The sequence below is a fragment of the Streptomyces sp. NPDC001852 genome (assembly GCF_042891825.1).
Taxonomy (GTDB): domain Bacteria; phylum Actinomycetota; class Actinomycetes; order Streptomycetales; family Streptomycetaceae; genus Streptomyces.
The window spans coordinates 129,437-152,555 of sequence record NZ_JBIATN010000005.1 but is presented as its reverse complement, the minus strand read 5'-3'; the positions used below and the strand labels follow the sequence as shown (position 1 = coordinate 152,555).

At 72.5% G+C, this 23,119-nt stretch carries 22 protein-coding genes, 1 tRNA gene and 1 pseudogene; 14 read left to right on the top strand and 10 right to left on the bottom strand.

The features are described from left to right. Window positions 1-3 precede the first annotated feature (3 nt). From ACFYZB_RS10950 to ACFYZB_RS10940, 3 genes are read right to left on the bottom strand one after another with little or no spacing between them, the layout of a single operon-like run. On the bottom strand, window positions 4-867 hold the full coding sequence (locus tag ACFYZB_RS10950; protein ID WP_388757427.1) for an aminoglycoside phosphotransferase family protein: 864 nt from the start codon (window positions 865-867) through the stop codon (window positions 4-6). An 11-nt stretch (window positions 868-878) separates the two neighbouring features. Continuing rightward, window positions 879-3,935: a CHAT domain-containing protein gene (locus ACFYZB_RS10945; protein WP_388756871.1), complete on the bottom strand. Its 3,057-nt coding sequence runs from the start codon at window positions 3,933-3,935 to the stop codon at window positions 879-881. After that, window positions 3,932-5,746 carry a CHAT domain-containing protein gene (locus ACFYZB_RS10940; protein ID WP_388756869.1) on the bottom strand — a complete coding sequence of 605 codons (1,815 nt, stop codon included), beginning with the start codon at window positions 5,744-5,746 and terminating at the stop codon, window positions 3,932-3,934. The genes ACFYZB_RS10945 and ACFYZB_RS10940 overlap by 4 nt, the downstream gene beginning before the upstream one ends. Before the next feature lie 217 nt (window positions 5,747-5,963). Here ACFYZB_RS10940 and ACFYZB_RS10935 point away from each other — a divergent pair, with 217 nt between their 5' ends. Together ACFYZB_RS10935 and ACFYZB_RS10930 are read left to right on the top strand one after the other, a co-directional pair. Next, a complete protein-coding gene (locus ACFYZB_RS10935; protein WP_388756866.1) occupies window positions 5,964-6,407 on the top strand; it encodes a hypothetical protein in 444 nt (147 codons plus the stop codon). Between the two features lie 5 nt (window positions 6,408-6,412). Beyond that, window positions 6,413-7,339 (top strand): hypothetical protein, encoded by a 927-nt coding sequence (locus ACFYZB_RS10930; RefSeq protein WP_388756864.1) that lies wholly within the window; start codon window positions 6,413-6,415, stop codon window positions 7,337-7,339. Window positions 7,340-7,396: 57 nt separating this feature from the next. Here ACFYZB_RS10930 and ACFYZB_RS10925 read toward each other — a convergent pair. Further along, window positions 7,397-7,470, bottom strand: a tRNA-Pro gene (locus ACFYZB_RS10925). 106 nt (window positions 7,471-7,576) lie between these two features. Between ACFYZB_RS10925 and ACFYZB_RS10920 the strand changes: the two genes are divergently transcribed. Both ACFYZB_RS10920 and cobF read left to right on the top strand, forming a co-directional pair. Beyond that, the gene (locus ACFYZB_RS10920; protein ID WP_388756862.1) at window positions 7,577-8,083 is read left to right on the top strand and encodes a DUF309 domain-containing protein; all 507 of its coding nucleotides are present in this window, start codon (window positions 7,577-7,579) and stop codon (window positions 8,081-8,083) included. Between the two features lie 56 nt (window positions 8,084-8,139). Further along, entirely contained in the window at window positions 8,140-8,907 is a 768-nt protein-coding gene (gene cobF, locus ACFYZB_RS10915) for a precorrin-6A synthase (deacetylating) (protein WP_388756860.1), read from the top strand. Between the two features lie 145 nt (window positions 8,908-9,052). Here cobF and ACFYZB_RS10910 read toward each other — a convergent pair. Then, a pseudogene (locus ACFYZB_RS10910) lies at window positions 9,053-9,328 on the bottom strand (IS200/IS605 family accessory protein TnpB-related protein); the annotation flags it as partial. Window positions 9,329-9,530: 202 nt separating this feature from the next. Beyond that, on the bottom strand, window positions 9,531-10,289 hold the full coding sequence (locus tag ACFYZB_RS10905) for a cobalt-precorrin-6A reductase (RefSeq protein WP_388756858.1): 759 nt from the start codon (window positions 10,287-10,289) through the stop codon (window positions 9,531-9,533). 69 nt (window positions 10,290-10,358) lie between these two features. Between ACFYZB_RS10905 and ACFYZB_RS10900 the strand changes: the two genes are divergently transcribed. Then, on the top strand, window positions 10,359-11,138 hold the full coding sequence (locus ACFYZB_RS10900) for an HAD-IIA family hydrolase (protein ID WP_388757424.1): 780 nt from the start codon (window positions 10,359-10,361) through the stop codon (window positions 11,136-11,138). Here ACFYZB_RS10900 and ACFYZB_RS10895 read toward each other — a convergent pair. The 3 genes from ACFYZB_RS10895 to ACFYZB_RS10885 form a co-directional block, all read right to left on the bottom strand. Further along, the gene (locus ACFYZB_RS10895; RefSeq protein WP_388756855.1) at window positions 11,127-11,900 is read right to left on the bottom strand and encodes a sulfite exporter TauE/SafE family protein; all 774 of its coding nucleotides are present in this window, start codon (window positions 11,898-11,900) and stop codon (window positions 11,127-11,129) included. The two genes, ACFYZB_RS10900 and ACFYZB_RS10895, sit on opposite strands and share 12 nt — an antisense overlap. Before the next feature lie 98 nt (window positions 11,901-11,998). Further along, window positions 11,999-13,510: a long-chain fatty acid--CoA ligase gene (locus ACFYZB_RS10890; protein WP_388756852.1), complete on the bottom strand. Its 1,512-nt coding sequence runs from the start codon at window positions 13,508-13,510 to the stop codon at window positions 11,999-12,001. A 60-nt stretch (window positions 13,511-13,570) separates the two neighbouring features. Further along, on the bottom strand, window positions 13,571-14,758 hold the full coding sequence (locus tag ACFYZB_RS10885) for a thiolase family protein (protein WP_388756849.1): 1,188 nt from the start codon (window positions 14,756-14,758) through the stop codon (window positions 13,571-13,573). A 174-nt stretch (window positions 14,759-14,932) separates the two neighbouring features. Between ACFYZB_RS10885 and ACFYZB_RS10880 the strand changes: the two genes are divergently transcribed. The 5 genes from ACFYZB_RS10880 (at window position 14,933) to ACFYZB_RS10860 (ending at window position 17,909) form a co-directional block, all read left to right on the top strand. After that, entirely contained in the window at window positions 14,933-15,742 is an 810-nt protein-coding gene (locus tag ACFYZB_RS10880) for an alpha/beta hydrolase (protein ID WP_388756846.1), read from the top strand. Window positions 15,743-15,831: 89 nt separating this feature from the next. After that, the gene (locus ACFYZB_RS10875) at window positions 15,832-16,047 is read left to right on the top strand and encodes a hypothetical protein (RefSeq protein ID WP_388756843.1); all 216 of its coding nucleotides are present in this window, start codon (window positions 15,832-15,834) and stop codon (window positions 16,045-16,047) included. A 12-nt stretch (window positions 16,048-16,059) separates the two neighbouring features. Beyond that, a complete protein-coding gene (locus ACFYZB_RS10870; protein ID WP_388756840.1) occupies window positions 16,060-16,404 on the top strand; it encodes a DUF3140 domain-containing protein in 345 nt (114 codons plus the stop codon). Between the two features lie 2 nt (window positions 16,405-16,406). Further along, window positions 16,407-17,054, top strand: coding sequence for an endonuclease (locus ACFYZB_RS10865; protein ID WP_388756837.1), 648 nt, complete (start codon window positions 16,407-16,409; stop codon window positions 17,052-17,054). A gap of 48 nt (window positions 17,055-17,102) precedes the next feature. Continuing rightward, complete coding sequence (locus ACFYZB_RS10860; RefSeq protein ID WP_388756833.1) at window positions 17,103-17,909, top strand: SAM-dependent methyltransferase; 807 nt, start codon at window positions 17,103-17,105, stop codon at window positions 17,907-17,909. A 15-nt stretch (window positions 17,910-17,924) separates the two neighbouring features. Here the strand turns inward: ACFYZB_RS10860 and ACFYZB_RS10855 are convergent, their stop codons facing one another. Beyond that, a complete protein-coding gene (locus ACFYZB_RS10855) occupies window positions 17,925-18,779 on the bottom strand; it encodes a Cof-type HAD-IIB family hydrolase (RefSeq protein ID WP_388756830.1) in 855 nt (284 codons plus the stop codon). A gap of 195 nt (window positions 18,780-18,974) precedes the next feature. Here ACFYZB_RS10855 and ACFYZB_RS10850 point away from each other — a divergent pair, with 195 nt between their 5' ends. The 4 genes from ACFYZB_RS10850 to ACFYZB_RS10835 all read left to right on the top strand — a co-directional run bounded on the left by ACFYZB_RS10850 (window position 18,975) and on the right by ACFYZB_RS10835 (window position 22,999). Next, window positions 18,975-19,784, top strand: coding sequence for an SAM-dependent methyltransferase (locus ACFYZB_RS10850; protein WP_388756827.1), 810 nt, complete (start codon window positions 18,975-18,977; stop codon window positions 19,782-19,784). A gap of 89 nt (window positions 19,785-19,873) precedes the next feature. Then, the gene (locus tag ACFYZB_RS10845) at window positions 19,874-21,277 is read left to right on the top strand and encodes a glutamine synthetase (RefSeq protein WP_388756824.1); all 1,404 of its coding nucleotides are present in this window, start codon (window positions 19,874-19,876) and stop codon (window positions 21,275-21,277) included. Window positions 21,278-21,279: 2 nt separating this feature from the next. Then, the gene (locus ACFYZB_RS10840; RefSeq protein WP_388756821.1) at window positions 21,280-22,455 is read left to right on the top strand and encodes an amidohydrolase family protein; all 1,176 of its coding nucleotides are present in this window, start codon (window positions 21,280-21,282) and stop codon (window positions 22,453-22,455) included. Window positions 22,456-22,462: 7 nt separating this feature from the next. Beyond that, complete coding sequence (locus ACFYZB_RS10835) at window positions 22,463-22,999, top strand: NUDIX hydrolase family protein (protein ID WP_107100742.1); 537 nt, start codon at window positions 22,463-22,465, stop codon at window positions 22,997-22,999. Window positions 23,000-23,119 lie beyond the last annotated feature (120 nt).

Genomic DNA, 23,119 nt, shown 5'->3' with positions numbered 1-23,119 from the left:
CGTTCACCGGGATTCCGCTGCCGTGAGCGGTTCCGCCAGGTGGTCGGCGAAGGCGATGAGCCGATCGAGCCGCACCCCCTGGCGGGCCCTGCGGAATCCATGCCGACGCCCTGAGAACGCGGCCTGGACGGCGTGCAGTTGGGCCCAGCGCCGGACGCGTTCGCGGTCGAGTGTGGCGGCCTCGGCGAAGACGTCGAACGCGCGGTGCAGGGCCTGCGGCAGCTCGCCGGCCGCGGCCCGGTGCACCGCGTACGTTTTCAGCAGCGTTCCCCCGTCGTACGCCGGGTCGCCCGCGTATCCCTTGGGGTCGACCGCGCGCCACGGCCCGCGGTCGGCACGCAGGATGTTGCCCGCGTCCGGCTGTCCCGGGCTCAGTTCGCGTGCGGTCGCCACGGCGGCGTCCACCACGTGCCGCGGCAGCCGGTGCGGCAGCGTCGCCTCGTCCGTGCGCAGCCGCTCCGCCCAGGCGCCGGCCCGCTCCCGCAGCCGGGGCGGACCGGGCGGGGCGGGCACCGCGAGACGGCGGTTGATCCGCCCGGCGACCGCGAGGAGTTCGTCGTCGTCCGCCGCCCGCGCCAGGGTCGTGGTGGGGGCGCGCTCCAGCAGCAGCGCGAACCGTTCGTCGTCCCGCGCGTGCAGCAGCACGGCACCCCGGCCGCGCCAGACCGCCAAGGCGTCCGGCTCGTGCACGTTGCCGGGGTGCGGGAAGGACACCTTCAGCACAGCGGCCCCGGCGCCGTCGGGCCGGCACTCCCAGCGCCGCAGCAGGTCCGCCACGACCCCGGGCAGGGTGGCGAGCCAGGCCCTGCCGGGCTCTCCCTCGCGTGCGACGGTGCCGCGTACGAACGCCTGCGGAACTTCGATCACCATGGTGCGGTTCAGCTTCCGGCATAGAGAAAGGCCCCCCAATGGCCCACACCGGCGAAGGGCTGCATGCGGGCCCACCGGGCTCGTGACCGGGCGGACTGCGGGGCGGTGTCGGCCAGTTCCGGCATGTGGGTGACGAGTTCCTCGTTCGTCATGTCGCGCAGGCGGAGTTGGGCCAGGCGGAGCGACTCGGCGGGGGAACGGGACTCCCACTCCTCGTAGAAGAACGTGGTGAGCAGGCGGACGGCCAGATCGCCGGGTTGCCACAGCGCGGCCACACATCCCTTCGCACCCGAGATCACCAGGGAGTAGGGCAGGGGAACGGGATCCGACAGGGCGGTTGTGCCGTAGGTGCCGCTGTCGCAGCTCGACAGGATGATGAGAGGCGACCGGATGCCCTGCGCGAGCATGCCCCGCACCGTGAGGCGCCCGTCGTCCAGACTGATCCAGCTGTCCAGAGGCGACAGGGGGTTGGTGCTCCCGTGTCCGGCGAAGTGGACGACGCAGCTCTCGTTGTTGAGCACATCCGGGATCGAGGCGCGGTCGAGAATGCCGTCCCAGAGGTCGTCGTGGCGCAGCCACGACGATGCGGCTGCTCCAGCTTCGTATGCGCACCCGAAGATCCGCATGCCGCCCCGGGAGGAGCGCGCTGAGCGGGGAGTCGCGAGGCACGAGGCGCTGGGCGCGTAGCTGAGCAGCCACTCGTCGAGGAGGTAACGGCGCTTGGCAGGGGTGCCCGAGTCCTGCCGGAAGGCCGCGTGCAGGGGCAGCAGCCGGAGGTGCCCGGTCGGAACGAGGACGACGGGCCGCTCGGGGTCCACTGCCTGCGCCACGGGGCCCAGGCAGCGGTTCCACAGCTCGGCGCAGGTCTCTTCCAGCACACCTGCCCAACTCATTGATGCCCGCCCCTCGTTGGCGGCCTTCTGGAAGCGCCGTGAGAGGTCGTTCACGCGCTGGGCGTCGAGGTCCGACAGGAGCACGGAGCGAACTCCGTCCCGGTCCGTGATCAAGGCGGCCCCGCCCTCGACCGTCGTGAAGAGGTGCACGACCTGCTGGTCGGACAGCCTCCGCTGCACTTCCTGCAGAGGGGCTGGGGGCACCAACCTCGCTTCGGTGCCCCAAGGCAGTGTCGTACCGAGTGACTCCACGCTGGAGCAGACCTCCTCCAGCGCGAGAAACGCCTCGGCCAGCCGCCCTTGACGTACGTAGGCGTACGCCATCCCCGTACCCGCGCGCCGCTTGACATGAGCCCACAGCACGGCGCGACCTGGTCGTGACTCGTCGGTTGGCCGCTCACCACTGAGCCGCGCCTGAAGATAGGCCGCAACCGCTCCCGACCAGTCCTTCGACTCCAGGGCCAGATCGCCGACGATGGCGCTGTCGGGGACGAACTCCGGCCCCCGCGTCACCTCGTCCTGGTCCGCGGCAGTCAGATACCGCAGCAGCTCTCGCTTCCCGGCCCCGGGTGCTCCGTCCAACTCGTCGAGGGCCGAGTGGGCCCTGGCGCAGAGCAGCCCGAACTGCCTGCGGTGTGCCGCTCGGGTGCTCCGGTGCAGGAAGTCCTCACCGAGGCGGCAGGCCTGCTCCAGGGCGGTGGCGTCCCCGCTGGAGGTTCCGTAGAGGATCAGGGCCAGAAGGGCGTGGCGGAGGGCCTCATGACGTTCCTCGGACTCCGCCGGAGCGAGACGTGCCGCCTTGTCGAACGCGGCCAGAGCGGTGGGCAGGTCACCGACGGGGTGTTCCCGCACCTCCCGGGGGCCGGCCGACGGGTACTGGAGGAGTCGCAGTACGAGACAGTCGCCGAGGGCCTGCAGCTGCTCGGACGCGCTGGTGTGCTGCGCCTCCGCGGCAAGGGCGGCCTCCCGCCAGAGCCCCACCGAGCGGTCGATGTGGGCCCGCTCGCCGGTCCGCACATGGAGAGCCGAGCGCAGACCGGCGGCCCAGCCGAGCATGGCCCGGTGGGAGCTGCTGGTCAGCGGCAGGACTCCCAAGGCCAGTTCGCCCGCGGAGACGGCCCGGTCGAGGTCGCTCCTGTCACCCCGCACGTCGTACAGGACGATGCTGGCATCGGCGAGGAACTGCAGCATGTCCGGGCGCTGAGCCGGACGGCAGTGGATGAGCCCCGTCTGCAGCAGCCGCACGGCGGAATCCAGGTCCTGGGACCGGTGATCGCGCAGTGCGCGGTTGTACAGCGCCTCGGCGAGGTTGCGTCGCGTGTCCGGAACGACGTCCTCGATCAGGAAGACATGGGTGCGGTCAGCGACGTCGGAGTCCGCCGCCTCGCGCAGGACCTGGACCGCCTTCTCCAGGTCGTCCTGCCGGCCTTCGACGTTGAAGCTGACGAGCAGCATCCACCCCTGGGTGTTGGCCAGGTCCCGCCACTGCGGCGATGCCCTTCTCTCGCGTGCTCGCTGCCGGGTCAGCTGGGACAGTGCGGAACGGAACTCCTCGGCCGCCGTGCGTTCTCCCCCTTGTGACCGGTAGCGGATCGACTGTGCGACGGCCAGCAGACGTACCAGGTCGGTTCGGCGCGGGTAGCTCGGATCGCTGTCGCGTATGGCCGAGGACAGCAGCCCGATGGCCTCTTCCACGGCGGACTCCTCGGCCGCGCCCGCCTCGAACGCGGTGAGCAGGGCATTGGCGAGCGCGTAGCGGGCGAGTACGGTGCCGAACTCCGCGGCGATGTCCTGTTCCGCGCGTCGCAGTCCGGTGAGCGCCCGCGCCAGGTAGGAGGGGTCCCGACGGATCTTGAACGCCTCCAGAAGCGCGACGCCGGAGCCGAAGGCGAAGTAGTGATGCAGGGGCCCGTCGGGAAACGTCTGCGCCGTCCGCTCGAGGATGTGCAGGGCCTCGTCGACATCCGACGCCGACTCGGCCGCGCGGAGCCTTTCCGCGCAGATGGCCGTGATCTCCAGCACCAGTTGGAGGGCCTCCTCGGCGCTGTCGTGCGGCCGCGAACGCAGTTCCTCCACCAGCTGCTCCGGATCCGTGACACCCGAGGGGATGCCGCCGCCGGGTCCGGCGGTCGTGCCGCGGCCCTGCCGCGAACCGCGCCTCTTCCCGCTCACGCCGCATCACCCCCGGTGGCGCAGAACTGGCCGACCCGCTCCACCTGCATGTGCGGGTGCCCGAAGAATTGGTACGCCAACGCACTGGACGCCAGGTCCGCGTCGTCCCTCGCCGCGGCGCGCAACGACCGCATCACCTCCGCGGGTTTCTCGCCCCCCAGGACGCGGTGGTAGAAGGCCAGGGCGAGACATCGCGCGTCCCGGTCGTCCAACGACCACAGAGGCGAGACGACCGCACAGGCTCCGACGTACAGGAAGGCCTGCACGAGCCCGGCGTAGCCGCCGAACGCACCCTGCACGGCGCTCGCCTTGCAGGCGTTGAGGAAGACGAAGGTCTCGCCCGGGAAGTCGTACGCCTTGACGGTGGTGGGATCGAGCGTCATCCCGTCGACCATCACCAACCCGTTGTCCCAGCCGCCCTCCGTGTGCTGGCCGTGTCCCGCGAAGTGGACGATCCCAGCGATCGGTCCGTCACGGAAGTAGCTGATGACATCGCTGAGGCTCGCCTCGACGCTGGTGGCGCCGTAGCTCGCCCGCAGCGTCGCGGCCTCCAGCTCGGCCTCGCGCAGTCGCTGCCAGCCATCGGTCTGGTACACACCGGAGATCACCGTCATGGACGCGGCCCGCACCACCATCGGTGGCGGCACCGTGATCCGCCGGTCGGCGAGGACCCAGCGGCCCAGCGTCACCTGGCAGCCGAGGAACGCGGGCCGGTCGCCGGCCGGCGTGTCCGGTACGACGGCCAGCTCCCACGGTATGTACGCCTCGGACGACTGGAGCAACACCGTGGGCACCCGAGGTGATACGGCCTCGGCCACCTCTGCGAGCACACTCCACAGGCGGGTCGGCATCACATCCGTGATCTCCTTGCCCAGCCCCGTCATGAAGGCCATGAGGTCGGGCCGCCCCTTGCGGCTCGCCATCCTGTTGATCAGAGAGATGGCGTACTGCGGGGCGTCCTCGCCCACGTAGCACTCGTCCGGCAGACCGGGCACACGGACATGGGGCGACTGGTATTGGAAGAGGAATCGTCCAGGGCGCTCGGACGGGAGGATGGTGACGGTGAGGTCGGCCGGCTCGTCTCCCCGCGGCAGCAGCAGCGCCCGGGGCGCGCCCGCCGCCGACTCCGCGCACTCACCGAGCGCGGTGGGCTCGCTGACGACGGCGATGGACCTCACGCCCAGCCCCACCACCTCCCCCGCGACGCTGTAGACCACGTGCAACGTCCCGGACCGGACCCGGCGCCCCTTCGAATCGGCGCGTACCCTGAGCACGCGACACGGATAGCGCTCCGTGTCCGTGACCCGCAGGTCGGCGGTCCAGTCGCCCTCCACCAGGGTGAAGCCCTCAGCCAGTGTCTGCACGGTGACGGTCAGGGGCCGGGAACAGGCTTCACTGCGCAGGGGGTTGCCCACCACGGAACCGATGATTTCCGGCGACAGCCCTACAACGATGCTGAACTCCCAGCCCGCGACGACCTCGCCGGGAGCCTCGATACGGGGGTACCCGCAACACACCGAGGGGTCGGCCGCGCTTTCGAGGACCGGTGCCGAGGCGGCCGGTCCGGCCGCGGCGAGGACCTCGGCGCGGCGGGCAGCGCGGCGGGCCTCCGTCGGCTCCAGCAGTTCCTCGAAGCGCATGACGGCCTCGGGATGTGCCAGCACCGCGCTCACCACGTCGTCGGCGAGTGTGTCGGAGTCGACCCCCTCAGGGTCCGCGAGGATCGCGGTGAGATCCTTGCGGAGCCCGGCTGTCTCCCCCAGTTCGGTCAGCAGCGCCGCTGCCGCTGCCAGGACGCTCTCAGGCTCCATCACACTCCACCGCGCGCACTCGTCCCCCCGGGGCATGGGCCCCGCCCACGCCCGGTGTGACCGGCACGTGGTCCCACGACCGTAGCAAGGGCGAGGCCCGTGGGGTGTTCGAAGGCGAGAACTGCGCGAGCGGTCCGAGGTGCGGGACTGCCTCGGCGCCCCGCTGATTCGATGCCAACTGCCTTGGCGCGAAGGGACGGTGTGGCACTCTGTGGTGGTGCCGAACGAAGACGCCTCGCCGACCCCGGACGATCCGCCCCCGGCCGGGATTCTGGACGCCGCTCGGGCGATCCGCCCCTACCTCCCCGACCTCCTTTCCTTCGCGCCGGAGTTGGCCACGCGCATCGACGACGAACTCGCCCGGCTGCTGCAGAAGGGCGCCGGGCCGGACAGCGCGGATCTGGTGCGAGGGGTCCTGGAGGGCAACCCGGTCACCGAGGTGTGGGTCTCGCAGTTCCTGGAGTTCGACGTCCCGCCGGAATTCGTTCCCGGAGGCACTCGCGGCTCCGTGACACCGGGACCGGCAGGAGACGGGGAGACGCTGCGGCCGGGACCCAAGTTCGTCTGTCCGGTCGGCGGGGACTTCGTCTGGTGGCGGCGGCACGTGGGACAGGACGTCCCCCGATGCGCCACACACGGCGTCATCCTGGTCAAAGCCTGACGGGAGTGCAGGGAGTGCTGGGGAAGTTCTGGGAGACCATCGGCACCAAGCTCGGTGAGAGGTGGCTCGCCGTCGCTCTTCCCGCGCTGCTCTTCTGGGCGCTGGGAGCCGCCGCGTACGTCCATGCCCATGGCACGGCCGGTTTGGCCGACCGGGCGAAATCGCTGCGGACGCAGCCCCTCGTCCTTCAGGTGCTCGCGCTCGTGGCGGGGCTGCTCGTCATCGCCGTGTCGGCCCAGCTCGTGGACTGGATCTCCCAGCCCGTCCTGCGGGGCTTGCAGGGCTACTGGTGGCCGTCCCTCCGCCTCGTGCGCCGGTACCTCACCGACCGGCAGACCCGGCGACTGCAGCCGTTGCAGGACCGCTTCGACGCACTCGCGCCCCTCGTCGCGAACGGGACGGCGGACGCGGACCAGGACGGGGAGTACCAGCGCCTGGACCTCGAACTGCGGCGCTGTCCGCCCCGCGCGGCGCTGCACATGCCCACCCGGCTGGGCATGTATCTGCGGGCCGCCGAGAGCGAGGCCAGGGACAAGTACGGCCTCGACGCGGTCAAGTGCTGGCCGCACCTCTGGGCCCTTCTCCCGGAGCAGTCGAGAACCGACCTGCAGGCCGCCCATGCGGCGCTGCACCGGTCGGTCACGTATGTCATCTGGACCGCGCTCGCGCTGGTGTGGGCCTGGTGGGTGCCCTGGCTACCGCCGATCGCGCTGGTTCTGGTGTGGCTGCTGCACCGGTTCTCGCTGCTCGCCAACGCCGCCGCATACGGCGATCTGTTCCGGGCCACCGTGGACCTGCACCGACGCGCGCTCTACACCGCGCTCTGCTGGCCTCTGCCGGCAACCCCGGCGGCGGAACGGACGGCGGGGGAAGAACTGACGGAATACCTGTGGCGGGGCGGCGACCGGGCCGACGTGACCTTCCATACATAGCTCAAGAGGCCGTTTCGGCTTACACCGATACGGCCTCCGAGCTGCTGTTTCAGCAAGTCGGGACGACAGGATTTGAACCTGCGACCCCTTGACCCCCAGTCAAGTGCGCTACCAAGCTGCGCCACGTCCCGATGCGCTCACTCGCGGTGACCCGCGTGATCGCGCGAACAGCACTTTACCCCACCTTCGGGGGTGGGCCGAAGAGGGCCCGGGGGTGAGCCGGGGACAATCGGTCGTATGACGAACACGGGCGCATCGGATGCCAGGGACCGGGACCCGGAGGGGCGGGCACGCAGCGCGCGGCCCCGGGACGGGCTCGGCCGGCCGCTGCCCTATGGCGCGGAGGGCGTCCCCCGGCAGCCGGAGGGTGTCGTGCGGCGGCCGCGGGAGACGGTCGAGGAGGCTCAGGCGCTGCTGGACGCGGGGAAGCCGTTCCATGCGCACGAGGTGTTCGAGGACGCCTGGAAGTCGGGGCCCGAGGAAGAACGCACGCTGTGGCGGGGTCTCGCCCAGCTGGCGGTGGGCCTCACGCACGCGGCGCGTGGGAACGCCGTCGGCGGGGCCCGGCTGCTGCGGCGGGGCGCGGGGGCGCTCGTGGCATGGGAGACCGAACAGGGCGAGGACCGGCCGTACGGGATCGATCTCGCCGGGCTCACCCGGTGGGCGCGGGAGCTGGCGGCGCGCGTGGAGGGCGGGGACGGGCCGGTGGACGCGGCGGACGAGGCGCCCCGGCTCCGTTCCTGACCGGTTCCGGTACGGGCCCGTTCCCGGCTGTCAGTGGCATGCGGCAGACTCGGGGCGTGCGAAAGATTCATGTCATCGGTATCGGCGCGGGCGACCCCGACCAACTGACCCTGCAGGCGGTCAAGGCGCTGCGGAGCACGGACGTGTTCTTCCTGCTCGACAAGGGCGAGGTGAAGAGCGATCTCACCCAGCTGCGCCGGGACATGCTGGACGCGCATCTGCCCGAGGGGTCGTACCGGGTGGTGGAGGCGCGTGACCCGGAGCGGGACCGGAAGGCGGGCGGGTCGGCGTACTCGCCGGCGGTGGAGGACTGGCGCAGCGCCCGCGCCGGGATCTACGAGCGCCTGATCGCCGAGGAGCTGGGCGAGGACGGCACCGGCGCCTTCCTGGTGTGGGGCGATCCGGCGTTGTACGACAGCACGCTCGGAATCCTTCAGGAGGTGCTGGAGCGTGGCGCGGTCGCGTTCGAGTACGACGTGATACCCGGCATCAGCAGTGTCTCCACCCTGGTCGCCCGGCACCGTACGGGCCTGAACCGGGTGGCCCGGCCGGTGCAGATCACCACGGGGCGGCGGCTGGCCGAGGGGTTCCCCGAGGGAGTGGACGACGTGGTCGTGATGCTGGACGCCCACCAGGCCTTCCGGGAGTACACCGGGGAGGACATCGACATCTACTGGGGTGCGTATCTCGGCACTCCGGACGAGCTCCTGGTCTCGGGTCCGATCGCCGAGGCCGGTCCGCGCATCGAGCGGGTGCGGGCCGAGGCGCGCGAGCGCAAGGGCTGGATCATGGACACGTACCTGCTGCGCAGAAACCGTTCCTAGAGACTGAGCGGGAGTGAGTCCTGCTGCCAGGACTCGTGCTCAGCCGCGTACCCCGAACGGTTGTGGGCACACTGGCCCCCCGCTTTCGCTCCGTATCCGGCGCGCGCGGATCGTGTCCGTGGTCCGGGGATACGGGGGCGGGTTTCCTATCGTGCGTGGCCTTCGTGACCGACCCGGCCCACCGCGAGGAGCACTCCTCGGTCAGGGTCCGCTTGCGCTGCGCCCACGCCTCCGTGTCATGCTCAAGGCCGGCAGCGCAGCGGACCCGAAGATCACGACCGGCAAGCCTGCCGAGATGCCCGCCGACCAGCCTGAGTACCTCCTCATCGCCGGCCGTGAGGTTCTTGAGGCGGGTACGCACGGCGACACCGGACGGGCCGAGGGCAACGAACGGCGCCGCCACCTCCCGCAGTCCACCCATGCCCCCTCCCTTCCCTCTCCGGCACCAAAAAGCCCTCACCACACGCAACGAGCCCCTCCCCCAAAGGTCACCCATTCGATCCACAAACTTCCGTTCCCCCGACGTCGTACGAAATCTGGCCAGCGGGCGGCGCCGTGTCGATATGCGGCTGCGCCGGCGGGCATGAACAGAGACTTCGGCGCCACAGACGAACGACGGCCCATCACGTCGCTTCCAGCGAGCCGCTGAGACCGAGCCACTCCAGCACGCCCGCCACGTCGGCGACGACCGTCACGCCCTGCGGGAGCGGGGGGCGCCGTACGACGACCACGGGCAGGCCGAGTTCCCGCGCCGCCGTCAGCTTCGCGGCAGTGGCCTCCCCGCCGCTGTCCTTGGTCACCAGCACCTCGATCCGACGGGTGCGCAGCAGTTCCGTCTCCTCGGCGACGGTGAACGGGCCGCGCGCCAGGACCAGTTCGGTGGACGGCGGCATGGGTGGCCCGGGCGGTTCGACGGAGCGTACGACGAAGTGCAGATCCGTCAGGTGGGCGAACGCGGCGAGCCCCAGGCGCCCGGTGCTGAGGAAGACCCGGCGGCCGAGGCCGGGCAGTGCCGCCGCGGCACCGCCCAGGGACGGGACGTCGTACCAGCGGTCGCCGGGGCCCGGCCGCCAGCCGGGGCGGCGCAGGACCACCGCCGGGACTCCGGTGGCCGCCGCCGCACGGGCCGCGTTGGCCGTGATCGCCTCGGCGAAGGGGTGGGTGGCGTCGACCAGGGCGTCCACGTGGTGCGCGCGCAGCCAGTCGGCCAGGCCCTCCGCACCGCCGAAGCCGCCGATCCGTACCTCGCCCGCGACCGCTCCGGGCCGCGCCACCCGGCCGGCCAGGGAGGTGGTCACCCGGACGCCGGTCCGGGCGGCGAGGCCGGCGGCGAGGCGGCGGGCCTCGGCGGTGCCGCCGAGGATCAGGACATGCGCGGGCATAGGGGTGAGCGTACGAGGTGGTACGGGACGGTCCGCCGTGCGGGTCGCTACCGTCGAACCATGCAGTCCGTGCAGTCCGTGCGTGCCGTGCTGATCGACATCGACGGCGTCCTCACCGTCTCCTGGAAGCCGCTGCCGGGAGCGGTCGAGGCGCTGCGGGCCGTCCGGGAGACGGGGCTGGGAGTGGTCCTGGTGACCAACACCACCTCCCGGTCCCGGGCGTCCATCGCGGGATCGCTCGCGGACGCGGGGTTCCCGGTGGGCGCCGAGGACGTCCTGACGGCGCCCGCGGCCACCGCCGGCCATCTGGCCGGGGCCCGCGTCGCGCTGCTGAACAGCGGGGACATCGGTGCGGATCTGGAGGGGATCACCCTGGTCGGCGACTCCGACGAGGACGTACCGGACGTCGTCCTGCTGGGCGGCGCCGGGCCGGAGTTCGGTTACGAGGCGCTCAACCGTGCCTTCGGGCGGCTCCAGCGGGGCGCGCGGCTGGTCGCCATGCACCGGAACCTGTACTGGCGGACGGACGACGGACTCCAGCTCGACGCGGGGGCGTTCCTGGCGGGCCTGGAGGCGGCCGCCGGGGTCGAGGCGGAGGTCACCGGCAAGCCGTCGCGGGCGTTCTTCGAGGCGGCCCTCGGGCGTCTCGGGGTGGGCGCGGAGCAGGCACTGATGATCGGGGACGATGTCGAGTACGACGTGCTCGCGGCGCAACGGCTCGGCATCACCGGGGTATTGGTCCGCACGGGCAAGTTCCTGCCGGGAGCCCTGGAGCGGGCGAGCGGCACCCCCGACCATGTCCTGGACTCCTTCGCGGACCTCCCGGCCCTGCTGGGGCTAGCGCAGTAGCAGTTGCACTCCGCCCACGACGGTCGCCGCGATCACGAGTTGTTCGAAGAGTCGCTGGTTGATCCTGTTCACAGCCCACTTGCCGAACAACGCGCCGGGCACGACGAACACCGCGAGCGCTGCGTCAAGGAGCAGCGAGCGCCCGTCGATGAGGCCGAGGCCCGCGCTGAACGGCACCTTCGACACGTTCACGATGAGGAAGAAGAACGCCGAGGTGCCGAGGAAGCCGAGTTTCCGGAAGCCTGCCGACAGCAGGTACATCGACATCACCGGGCCGCCCGCGTTGGCGACCATCGTGGTGAACCCGCCGAGCACGCCGTAGGAGCGGGCCTTGGCGCGGCCGGCGCGGGAGGTGACCCGGTCCGGTGCCTCCCCGGTGTCCGCCGTGCGCCGCCGCCACACCGTCACCCCCGCCATCAGCAGCAGGATCGCGCCGATCGAGGTCCGTACGATTCCGTCGTCGGCCCACACCAGGAACAGCGTGCCGACCACCACCCCGGCCGCGACGGCCGGGAACAGCCGCCACAGGGTGGGCCAGTGGGCGTGCCGCCGGTAGGTGAGGACGGCGAGCACGTCACCGGCGATCAGGACGGGCAGCAGGACCCCGGTGGAGGCGCGGGCCGGGAGGACCGCCGCGAAGATCGCGAGGCTCACCGTGTTGGCCCCGCTCACCGCGGTCTTGGAGAAGCCGACGAGCAGGGCCGCGCAGGCGAGTGCCGCGAACCCCCAGCCGGATATGTGCCAGAGCGTCATCGTGTTCATGCGGAGACCGATGCTATGTCCGGACAAGCCTCCGGCGTAAGGACCGTCTCGCCAGGTGACCCCCGCGGTGACCTTCGCGGCCCGCCCTTCGCGTTCCGTCACCGTTCCGCGTATTGCGCCCGGAGTTCCCGCTTGAGCACCTTCATGCTGGGCCCGAGCGGCATCGCGTCCGTGAACTCCACGCGCCGCGGGTACTTGTGCCGCCCGAGGTGCTCCTTGGACCACTCCGTGATCGCGGCGGCGTCGGGCGCGGCGCCCGGTGCCGGTACGACGACGGCGCAGACCTCCTCGCCGTGCAGTTCGTCCGGCAGGCCGATGACCGCGACCTGGGCGATGCCGGGGTGGCGCATCAGCACCTCCTCGACCTCCCTCGGGTACACGTTGTAGCCGCCGCGGATGATGACGTCCTTCTTGCGGTCGACGATCCTGAGGAAGCCCTCGTCGTCCTTGGTGCCGAGGTCACCGGTGCGGAACCAGCCGTCGACCAGGGCCTCGGCGGTGGCCTCGGGCCGGCCGAGGTAGCCGGAGAAGACGTTGTGCCCGCGGATGACGACCTCGCCGAGTTCGCCGGGCGGCAGCAGTTCGATGCGGCCCTCCGGCTCGGCGCGGGCGATCTCCACGTCGACGCCCCACAGCGGGTGGCCGATGGTCCCCGCCCGGGTGCCGAACACCGGCTGGTTGACGGTGGCCGTCGGCGAGGTCTCCGAGAGCCCGTAGCCCTCGTAGATCTTCGCCCCGAACGCGTCCTCGAACCGCTCCAGTACGGCGACCGGGAGCGACGCCCCGCCGGAGACGCACACCCGCAGGGCGGGCAGCGCGGCGGCGTCCGCGGCAGCCGCCGCGAGGGCGACGAACATGGTGGGCACGCCGTGGAAGGTGTTCACGCCCTCCTTGGCCATCAGCTCGATGGCGCGGGCCGCGTCGAAGCGGGGCAGCAGTACCAGCGTGGCGCCCGCCCGCCAGGTGGAGTTGAGCGACACCGTCTGGCCGAAGGCGTGGAACAGCGGCAGCGCGCCGAGGGCGATGTCGTCGGCGCGGATGTCGTTGGCGTCGAAGGCGTTGACGGTCGCGTTCATGACGAGGTTGAAGTGGCTGAGCACGGCGCCCTTCGGCACGCCGGTCGTCCCGCTCGTGTAGAAGATCACCGCCGGGTCGTCGGCGGTGCGGGTGACGTACGACGGCAGCGGCTCGGCATCGGCCGCGAGCCGGTCGAACTCCTGGCCCAGGACGACCACTTGGGCGCCGGTGGCCTCCGCGGCGGCCCGGCCGGTCGTCGCCTGGGCCGGGTGGACGAGCAGCAGCGTCGCCCCGCTGTCCCTGAGCACGTGCTCGACCTCACCGGCCGACAGCAGCAGGTGCACGGGGACGACGACTCCGCCGGCCGCGGCGATCGCGTAGTAGGCGACCGGGAACTCGGCGGTGTTGGGCGCCATCAGCGCCACCCGGTCGCCCGGTCGTACGCCGAGCCGGGTGAGCGCACCCGCGCGGGCCAGGGCCCTGCGCCACACCTCGGCGAAGGTCAGCCGCAGATCGCCTTCGACGAGCGCCGTCTTCTCGGGACGGCGCCGGGCGTTCTCGGCGAGGATGGCGGCGACGGACAGGGTTGCCATGGAGTGCTGCTCCGTTTCCTTGCTGCGGCTCGACTGACCAGATCCCCCGTGGGCGATGTGCTAGTGCCGCTCGACCAGCACCGCACTTCCCTGTCCCACGCCCACGCACATGGTCGCGAGACCCCGCTCGGCGCCCGTGCGCCGCATCCGGTGCAGGAGCGTGGTCAGGATGCGGGCGCCCGAGCAGCCGAGCGGATGGCCGAGGGCGATGGCCCCGCCGGTCGGGTTGACCCGCTCCGGGTCGATGCCCAGCTGGTCGACGCAGGCGAGCGCCTGCGCGGCGAACGCCTCGTTGAACTCGGCCTCCTGCAGGTCGGCGATGTCCCAGCCGACCCGGGCCAGCGCCTTGCGGGTGGCGGGGACGGGGCCGATGCCCATCACATCGGGGTGGACCCCGGCGGAGGCGCCCGCGGCGTAGCGGCCCAGGGACTCCAGGCCCAGTTCGTTCAGGGCCTCCTCGCTGACCAGGAGCAGTCCGGCCGCGCCGTCGTTCATCGGCGAGGCGTTGCCCGCGGTGACCGTGCCGCCCTGCCGGAAGACCGGCTTCAGCCTCGACAGCTTCTCCAGCGAGGTGTCCTCCCGGACGCACTCGTCCTGCTCGACCACGATGCCGTCCGGCCGCTCCACCGAAAGGAGTTCGTCGTCGAAGTGGCCGTTCTTGCGTGCGGCGGCGGCGAGTTGGTGGCTGCGCAGGGCGAACGCATCCTGGCGCTCGCGGGAGACGCCGTACCGCTCGGCGACCTCCTCCGCCGTCTCGCCCATGGAGAGCAGGCCGTGCAGGTCCTTCATCACCGGGTTGACCAGGCGCCAGCCGAGCCGGGTGTCGTGGGTCTCGATGCGCTGCGGCAGGGCCTCGTCCGGGCGGGGCAGCACGAAGGGGGCGCGGCTCATGGACTCCGAGCCGCCCGCGATCACGATGTCGGCCTCGCCCGCGGCGATGGTGCGGGCGGCGGCGGTGACCGCCTCGAGGCCGGAGGCGCAGAGCCGGTTGACGGTGGCGCCGGGCACGGACTCGGGCAGCCCGGCGAGCAGGGCGGCCATGCGGGCCACGTTGCGGTTGTCCTCGCCGGCCTGGTTGGCCGCGCCCCAGTAGACGTCGTCGACCCGGGCCGGGTCGAGGGCGGGCACGTCGGCCACCAGATGGCGGATCACGGTCGCCGCCAGGTCGTCGGGGCGGACGGAGGACAGCGCTCCGCGCAGCTTGCCGATGGGGGTGCGGCGGGCGGCCGCGAAGTGGACGGGACGCACGGCTTCGACTCCTGACCTACGACCGATCGACGGCACTGTCGATCGGCGGACCACACGGGACACTGTATGAGCACCCGGCAACACTTAATTAGCACTGCTAGTTTTGGACTATAGACCTCCGACCGGCCCGCTGGGAAGATCCCCCCGGACAACCCCGCGCCCTCCGGAGGAGACATGCACCACGTCCGCGAGCACACCCTCGACGGCACCCACGGCCCGGTCGCCGTGCGCGAGTGGCCGCACCCCGCGCCGAGGTACCTGGCCCTGGTGGTGCACGGATACGGCGAGCATGCCGGCCGCTACGACGAGCCGGCCGCCGTACTGACCGGGCACGGGGCGGCCGTGTACGGACCCGATCACGTCGGCCACGGCAGGTCGGCCGGGGAGCGGGTGCTGATCGAGGACTTCGAGGACGTGGTCGCCGATGTGCACGCGGTGGCGGATCTCGCCCGTGCCGCGCACCCCGGGCTGCCGCTCGTCCTGGTCGGCCACTCGATGGGCGGACTGATCGCGGCCCGCTACGCCCAGCGCTACGGCGCCGAGCTGAGCGCGCTGGTCCTGTCCGGGCCGGTGATCGGCGGCTGGGAGCTGCCCGGGCGGCTGCTGGCCCTGCCGGAGATCCCGGACACCCCGGTGAGCCCGGCCGCCCTCTCGCGGGACCCGGCCGTCGGTGCCGCCTACGCCGCCGATCCGCTGGTGTGGCACGGGCCGATGAAGCGGCCGACGGTGGAGGCGTTCGCGCGCACCCTGGAGACCGTCGACCGGGGCGGTGACATCGGCCCGCTGCCGCTGCTGTGGCTGCACGGGGAAGACGACCGGCTGGTGCCCCTGCCGGGCAGCCGGATCGGCGTGGAGCGGCTGGCGGGCTCCCGGCTCACCGAGCGGATCTTCGCCGGGGCGCGGCACGAGGTGTTCCACGAGACGGACCGCAAGGAGGTCTTCGCCGAGCTGATCCGCTTCCTGGACCTGGTCCTGCCCCGCTGATCAGGCACGTTTACGCCCTTTCGGCATGGATACCCGCGCTCCGTGGCCCGAAGGAAACGCACCGTACGCCGGAAAGGGGCGAGGGGCTCATGACCGTGGTGCAGAGCACCCTGCCCGAGAGGGCACTCGGTGTCACCGGCACCGCGCTGCAGGAGGGCGTCCCGCCGAACGGCCGGCCCGAGACCATCGCCGCGGCCTTCGCGCCGCCCGGCACCAAGGACGCGTGGCTGCGTGGCACCGAGGTCGTCGAGTTGATGGCGACGGTGCTGTTCGAGGCCGAGAAGTGGCCGCTCGACAACACCTGAAAGGCAGGACCCATGGCCGACGCCCTCGAAACCGAAGCGCTGTGGGAGGACTTCCACCGCGTGGTGAACATGACCTCGGCGGAGCTCGCGGCCTGGCTGCGGGTCCGGGACGCCGACGAGGAGACCGAGCCGCTGCCCGAGGAGGCGGGCACGGAGACGGGACAGCATGTCCTCGCCATCCTCCAGAAGCGCCGCATGGACCTCACCGACGACGACATCCGCGTGATGCACGAGGTCGTCGACACGGTCGGAGACCTGGTGGACATGGCGGACGAGCCGGAGCCGGAGACGGCGCCGGAGGACACCCGCCGACGGCACCGGCTGATGACGCTGGGCCACGACCCGCTCAAGCCCTAGCCATGGACCGCGACGAGAGAGTCCTGCGCGAGCTGCTGTCCGCGCACGGACGGACCTACGCCGAGGAGGCGGGCATCAGGCTGAAGGACACCCCGCAGCCGCTGTACCGGCTGCTCGTGCTGGCCCTGCTGCTCAGCGCCCGGATCCGCGCCTCGGTCGCGGTGGCCGCCGCCCAGGCCCTGCACGAGGACCACCTCGACAGCCCGCGCCGGATGGCCGACGCGGACTGGCAGCAGCGGGTGGACGCGCTCGGCCGCGGCGGCTACCGGCGCTACGACGAGCGCACCGCCACCCAACTGGGTGACGGTGCCGAGCTGCTGCTGGACCGCTGGTCCGGGGACCTGCGCCGGCTGCACGAGGAGGCGCACGGCGACACCGGGGAACTCAGGCGGCTGCTCCAGGAGGAGCCGGGGGTCGGGCCGGCCGGCGCCGACATCTTCCTGCGCGAGGCGCAGCGCGTCTGGCGCGAGATCGCCCCCTACCTGGACGACAAGGCGCTCGACGGGGCGCAGCGGCTCGGCCTGCCGAAGGACCCGGACAAGCTCACCGAGCTCGCCGGGAACACCGAACCGGCCGTGCTGGCCGCCGCGTTGGTGCGGGCCGCACTCGACAAGGAGGTGGCCGAAGACTGTCTGCGCCGCGCGTCATGATCGTGTCAGACTGCTGCTCGCATCCCGGCGGGAGTGAAGGAGCAGCACGTGACGGGGACCGAGCCGGCACAGCACATCGACACCACACGGCCGCATCCGGCCAGGGTGTACGACTGGTTCCTCGGCGGCAAGGACAACTACCCCGTCGACGAGCGGCTCGGCCGGCAGATCGCGGCGGTGGACGGGGGCGGTGCGCCACGGGCGGCCCGCGCCAACCGGGCGTTCATGCAGCGGGCCACGCGCGCGCTCGCCGAGGACGGCATCCGCCAGTTCCTGGACATCGGCACGGGCATCCCGACGGAGCCGAACCTGCACCAGATCGCGCAGTCGGTGGCGCCCGACGCGCGGGTGGTCTACGTCGACAACGACCCGATCGTGCTGGCCCACGCGGGCGCGCTGTTGCGCGGCACCCCCGAGGGCGTGACGGAGTACGTGCAGGCCGACGCCCGCGATCCGCACGCCATCCTCGAACAGGCCGCCAGCGTCCTGGACTTCGGCCGCCCGGTGGCCCTGTCCCTGATCGCGCTGCTGCACTTCGTCGCCGACGAGGACGGCGCCCACGAGGTGGTGTCGACGCTGGTCGACGCGCTCGCGCCGGGCAGCCTGCTGGTGCTGTCGACGATGACGGCCGACTTCGAGCCGGAGAACGTGCAGAAGGGCATCGCCGCGTACGCGGCCGGCGGAGTGACCCTGGTCGCGCGTTCCCGGGGCGAGGTGGCCGCCTTCTTCGAGGGGCTCGACCTGCTGGAACCGGGCGTCGTACCGGTCGACGCCTGGCGCGGCGAACAGGCGGCCGACGGCACGGGGCCGGTCTCGCTGTACGGCGCGGTGGGCCGCAAACCCCGCACACCCTGACGAGCCGGTACGGCGCTACAGGCCGAGCACCCGGGAGATGGTCCGCAGCACGCCGCCCTCGTTGTTGGACGGAGCGAGGTGGCGGGCCCGGCGGACGACCTCGGGGTGGGCGCCCGCCATCGCGAAGGACCACTCGGCGGCGTCGAGCATCTCGAGGTCGTTGAGGTAGTCGCCGAAGACCATGGTCTGCGCCGGCGTGATGCCGAGCGCCCGCTGCAGGCCGCGCAGGGCGGTGCCCTTGTTGGCGGTGCGGTTCATGACGTCCACCCAGTGCTCGCCGGAGACCACGACCTGGTGGGTGGCGGCGGCCTCCGCGAGGGCCGGGGCGGTGGAGTGCTCGGCGGACCCGAAGTCGAAAAGCGCGACCTTGATCACGTCGTCCTGGACAGCGGTGACATCCTCGACGATCCGGTGCTCGGCGTAGTACTTGCGCACCTCCGCCAGGAACGCCTCGTCGGTACGCTCCACGTACGCCGACCGCTTGCCGCACACCACGGCGCCGACGTCCACGCCGTCCGCGACCAGCCGTCGTACCGTGCGGACCACACCCGCGGCGACGGCCTTGTCCATCGGGTCGGAGCTCAGCTCCACGCCGTCGCGGACCACGTAGGTGCCGTTCTCCGCGATGAACACCATACCCTCGGCGACCTCGGCGAACTGCCGGGCCAGCGTGGCGTACTGGCGGCCGCTCGCCGGGCTGAACAGCACGCCGCGCCGGCGCAGTTCGGCGAGCATCGGCCACAGCCCGTCGGGGATCCGCTGGGCGTCGTCCAGCAGCGTGCCGTCCATGTCGGTGACGATGAGGCGGATGTCGGCGGGGCCGGCCGGCGGGCCGGGGGTGTCGCGGAGGGGGGTGGGCGTGGCGGGCATGTCCTGCTTCCGGTCGGGGACGGCGTACCGGTCCAGTGTTCCTCATGGGCCGAAACGGCCCGAGCCGGTTCCTCGCGGTCCGAAACGTCCCGAAGTCGCACCGAACCGCCCACGGTGCGGGTTTCCCGGGACAGCGCAATCACCGGGCGGCACAATGGCGGCGGAGGACGACCGCGACCGGAGAAGGGCGGCGACGTGACCGAGGGCCACTCCCCGACGGCCGGACCGGACAGGCTGAACACCTCGGTGGCGCACAACGCCCGGGTGTGGAACTACTGGATCGGCGGCAAGGACAACTACGAGGTCGACCAGCGGGTCGGTGAGCACGTCGCCGGCATGTTCCCGGTGATCCGGGCGGTGGCGCGAGCGGACCGGGAGTTCCTGGCCCGGGCGGTGCGGTTCCTGGTCGCCGAGCGCGGGATCCGGCAGTTCCTGGACGTCGGCGCCGGACTGCCGACCGTCGACAACACCCACGAGATCGCGCAGCGGATCGCCCCGGAGTCCCGGATCGTGTACGTCGACAACGACCCGATCGTGCTCGTGCACGCCCGCTCGCTGCTCACCAGCTCCCCCGAGGGCGTCACCGACTACGTCGACGCCGATGTGCACGACCCGGACACCATCGTGCGGCGCGCCGCCGAGACCCTGGACCTGACCCGGCCGGTCGCGCTGATGCTGCTGGGCATCCTGAACTTCGTCCTGGACACCGGAGAGGCCCGGGCCATCGTGCGGCGGCTCATGGCGGCGCTGCCCTCGGGCAGCCACCTGGTCCTCACCCACCCGACCTACGACCGTGACGTGGGCGGCGAGGGCAACCGGGCGGCGATGGAGTTCTGGAACGCCAACGCCACCCCGCCGATCACCGCCCGCAGCCACGCGGAGATCGCCGGCTTCCTCACCGGCCTGGAACCGGTCGAGCCGGGTCTGGTGCCCTGCTCGCAGTGGCGCGCCGGAGTGGCGGCCGCCGCGGTGCCGCAGTTCGGCGCAGTGGCCGTGAAACCCTGACGCCGGCACCGGGCGGACCGCCGCCCGGGAGGACGTGCCGGCCGCGGCAGCGAGGTTCACCGAGGAGGACGTATGGCCGAGGAGGACGTATGACCACTCTTGCCGACCCCGTGCCCGGCGGGCGCCCGGAGGATCTGCGCCGGGTCGCGGGACTCACGGCCGACCTCGCCGCTCGGGGCGTGCGCGGGATCGTGCTGGCCTACGTGGACACCGCGGGCATCTGCCGGGTGAAGACGATCCCGACGGCCCGGCTGGAGGCGGCCGTGTCCTGGGGCGTCGGCATGTCCCCGGTCTTCGACACGTTCCTCGCCGACGACTCGATCGTCACCACCGACGTCCTCGGCTCCCCGGACGGTGACCTCAGGCTCTACCCGGACCTGGACCGGCTGGTGGAACTGGCCGGGCAGCCCGGCTGGGCGTGGGCGCCGGTGGACCGCATCACGCAGGAGGGCACCCGGCACCCCGGCTGTGCCCGAACCTTTCTGCGCCGGATCGTCGCCGACGCCGCCGAGCGGCACGGCCTGGCCTTCCGGGCGGCGATCGAGGTGGAGTGGGCGGTCGGGCTCGGCTCGGCACCCGCCGGCGCGTTCGTACCGGCGGTGTCCGGCCCGGCGTACGGCGCGATCCGGCAGGTCGAACTGAGCGACTGCACCGCCGACCTGCTGGCCGCGCTCGCCGCCCAGGACGTGCCCGTCGACCAGCTCCATCCCGAGTACGCCGCCGGGCAGTTCGAGGTCTCCGTGGGCGCACTGGACCCGGTGGCGGCGGCCGACCGCAGCGTGCTGGTCCGGCAGACGATCCGGGCGGTCGCCGGGCGGCACGGCCTCAGGGTGTCGTTCTCGCCCGCGGTGTCCGCCGAGGGCGTCGGCAACGGCGGCCACATCCACGTGTCCTGCCGGCGCGAGGGGGTGAACCTGCACGCGGGCGGGGAGCGCCGCTACGGCATGACACCCGAGGCCGAGTCCTTCGCGGCCGGGATCCTGGCCCGGCTGCCCGCGCTGACAGCGGTCACCGCACCCAGCCCCGCCAGCTATCTGCGGCTCAAACCGTCCCAGTGGGCGGGGGTGTTCACCGCCTGGGGCCGGGAGACCCGGGAGGCCGCGCTGCGGGTGATCACCGGCACGGCCGGCCGCCGGGAGCAGGAGGCCAACCTGGAGGTGAAGCCGGTCGACCTGGCCGCCAACCCCTACCTCGCCCTCGGCTGTGTCATCGCCGCCGGTCTGGACGGGATCGGCTCCTCCCTCACCCTCCCGGAGGAGATCACCGGCGACCCGGCCCGGTACGGCACGGAGGAGGCGGCGGCTCTCGGCGTACGGCGGCTGCCGCGGTCGCTGCCGCAGGCCGTCGAGGAGTTCCGGGCGGATGAGGTGCTGCGGTCCGCGCTGGGCCCGGTGCTCGCGGACGCGGTGACCGCCGTCCGGCTCGGCGAGGCGGCGGCCGTCGAGGGCCTGGACGACGCGCGGGTGGCGGCGGCCTACCGCTGGGTGTACTGACCATGACCGCGCCCGGACCGGTCCACGAGGCCCTCGCCGAACTGGAGTTGGTGGACCATCACTGCCACGGCGCGGTGACGGCCGACCTCGCGCCCGAGGAGTTCGCCCCACTGCTGGCCGAGGGCGAGGCCTGGCCCGGTGCGTCCCCCTTCGACACCCCCGCCGGCGTGGCCGTACGCCGGCACTGCGCACCCCTGCTGGACCTCCCCCGGCACGCGCCGCCGGCCGACTATCTGGCCCGCCGCTCGGAATGCGGCTGGCAGGAGGTCAACCGCCGCTTCCTGCGGGCGGCGGGAGCCGGGGCGTTCCTCGTGGACACCGGCCACGCCCCGCTCGCGCTCACCTCCCCGGCCGAGCTGGCGGAGGCCTCCGGCGCCGCCGCCTTCGAGGTCGTACGCCTGGAGCAGGTGGCGCAGGCGGTGGCCGCGCGGGGCGTGGAGGCGGGCGAGTACGCGGCCCGCTTCCGTGCCGCCGCCGAGGACGCCGTACGCCGGCCGGGCGTGGTGGCCGTGAAGTCGGTGGCCGCCTACCGCACCGGTTTCGCCCTGGACCCGGCGCGCCCGGCGGACGCGGAGGTGACCGGGGCCGCCCGGCACTGGCTCGCGGACGGCGGCCGGCTCGCCGATCCGGTGCTGGTACGGCAACTGCTGTGGACCGCCGTGGACCTCGGCCTGCCGCTGCAGCTGCACACCGGCTTCGGTGACGCCGACCTCAGGCTGCACCACGCCGACCCGGTCCTGCTGACCGACTGGCTGCGGCTGACGGCCGGCACGGTCCCGGTGCTGCTGCTGCACTGCTGGCCGTACCACCGCCAGGCCGCCTATCTGTCCGCGGTGTTCGAGCAGGTGCACCTGGACGTGGGTCTGGCCCTGCACCACACGGGCCCGGCCCGCTGCCGGGCGGTGCTGGAGGAGGCGCTGGAGATCACCCCGTTCCGCAAACTGCTCTACAGCTCCGATGCCTACGGGCTGGCCGAATTCCACCACCTCGGCGCCCTGTGCTTCCGGCAGGGGCTGGCCGATCTGCTGCAGGCCCGCGTCGACGCCGACGAGTTGAGCCTGCCCGACGCCCTGCGGATCGCGGCCTGGACCGGCCGCGACAACGCCCTGCGCCTGTACGGACCTCCCGTATCCGACCCGGCCCGCGATACCGGCGGCCGCCCCACCCGGAAAGTATGATCAAGCAATGTCTGACATGACCGAGACGACGCCCGGCTGGCTGACCACGGACGAGCTGGAAATGGCCAGGGCCCGGATGCCGATCCTGTACGTCGAGGCCGTGCCCGTGCGCGTGGACGACAGCGGCGAAGTCACCAGTATCGGACTGCTGCTGCGGATCGGCCCGGACGGGACGGTCAGCCGGACCCTGGTCTCCGGCCGCGTCCTGCACCACGAACGGGTCCGCGACGCGCTGCTGCGCCACCTGGAAAAGGACCTCGGCCCGGTCGCGCTGCCCCGCGTCCCGCCGTCCCTGCAGCCGTTCACGGTCGCGGAGTACTTCCCGACGGCGGGCATCACGCCGTACCACGACCCGCGCCAGCACGCCGTGTCCCTCGCCTACATCGTCCCGGTCACGGGCGACTGCCGCCCCCGGCAGGACGCGCTGGACCTGGTCTGGTTCAGCCCGCAGGAGGCCGTCTCCCCGGCGGTGCAGAGCGAGATGCCGGGCGGGCACGGGGTGCTGCTGAAGCAGGCGCTCGCGCACGTGGGTCTGGCCCTCTGACGCCGGCGGGGGGGGGGGGCCCCCGGCCGAACACGCCCCCGCGGGGGCGCGCCCGCGGGGGCCGGCGGGGGGGGGCGGTGTGTGGGTGGGGGGGGCGGCCCCCCGCCCCCCACGCGCCCC

What these genes read in the sequence shown, in the direction of transcription:
- ACFYZB_RS10870 (WP_388756840.1), top strand. Translation starts at nt 16,060, where the DNA reads ATGGCCGACGCCCTCGAAACCGAAGCGCTGTGGGAGGACTTCCACCGC.
- ACFYZB_RS10875 (WP_388756843.1), top strand. Translation starts at nt 15,832, where the DNA reads ATGACCGTGGTGCAGAGCACCCTGCCCGAGAGGGCACTCGGTGTCACC.
- ACFYZB_RS10880 (WP_388756846.1), top strand. Translation starts at nt 14,933, where the DNA reads ATGCACCACGTCCGCGAGCACACCCTCGACGGCACCCACGGCCCGGTC.
- ACFYZB_RS10865 (WP_388756837.1), top strand. Translation starts at nt 16,407, where the DNA reads ATGGACCGCGACGAGAGAGTCCTGCGCGAGCTGCTGTCCGCGCACGGA.
- ACFYZB_RS10905 (WP_388756858.1), bottom strand. Translation starts at nt 10,289, where the DNA reads ATGCCCGCGCATGTCCTGATCCTCGGCGGCACCGCCGAGGCCCGCCGC.
- ACFYZB_RS10845 (WP_388756824.1), top strand. Translation starts at nt 19,874, where the DNA reads ATGACCACTCTTGCCGACCCCGTGCCCGGCGGGCGCCCGGAGGATCTG.
- ACFYZB_RS10940 (WP_388756869.1), bottom strand. Translation starts at nt 5,746, where the DNA reads ATGGAGCCTGAGAGCGTCCTGGCAGCGGCAGCGGCGCTGCTGACCGAA.
- ACFYZB_RS10835 (WP_107100742.1), top strand. Translation starts at nt 22,463, where the DNA reads ATGTCTGACATGACCGAGACGACGCCCGGCTGGCTGACCACGGACGAG.
- ACFYZB_RS10855 (WP_388756830.1), bottom strand. Translation starts at nt 18,779, where the DNA reads ATGCCCGCCACGCCCACCCCCCTCCGCGACACCCCCGGCCCGCCGGCC.
- ACFYZB_RS10840 (WP_388756821.1), top strand. Translation starts at nt 21,280, where the DNA reads ATGACCGCGCCCGGACCGGTCCACGAGGCCCTCGCCGAACTGGAGTTG.
- ACFYZB_RS10895 (WP_388756855.1), bottom strand. Translation starts at nt 11,900, where the DNA reads ATGAACACGATGACGCTCTGGCACATATCCGGCTGGGGGTTCGCGGCA.
- ACFYZB_RS10920 (WP_388756862.1), top strand. Translation starts at nt 7,577, where the DNA reads ATGACGAACACGGGCGCATCGGATGCCAGGGACCGGGACCCGGAGGGG.
- ACFYZB_RS10890 (WP_388756852.1), bottom strand. Translation starts at nt 13,510, where the DNA reads ATGGCAACCCTGTCCGTCGCCGCCATCCTCGCCGAGAACGCCCGGCGC.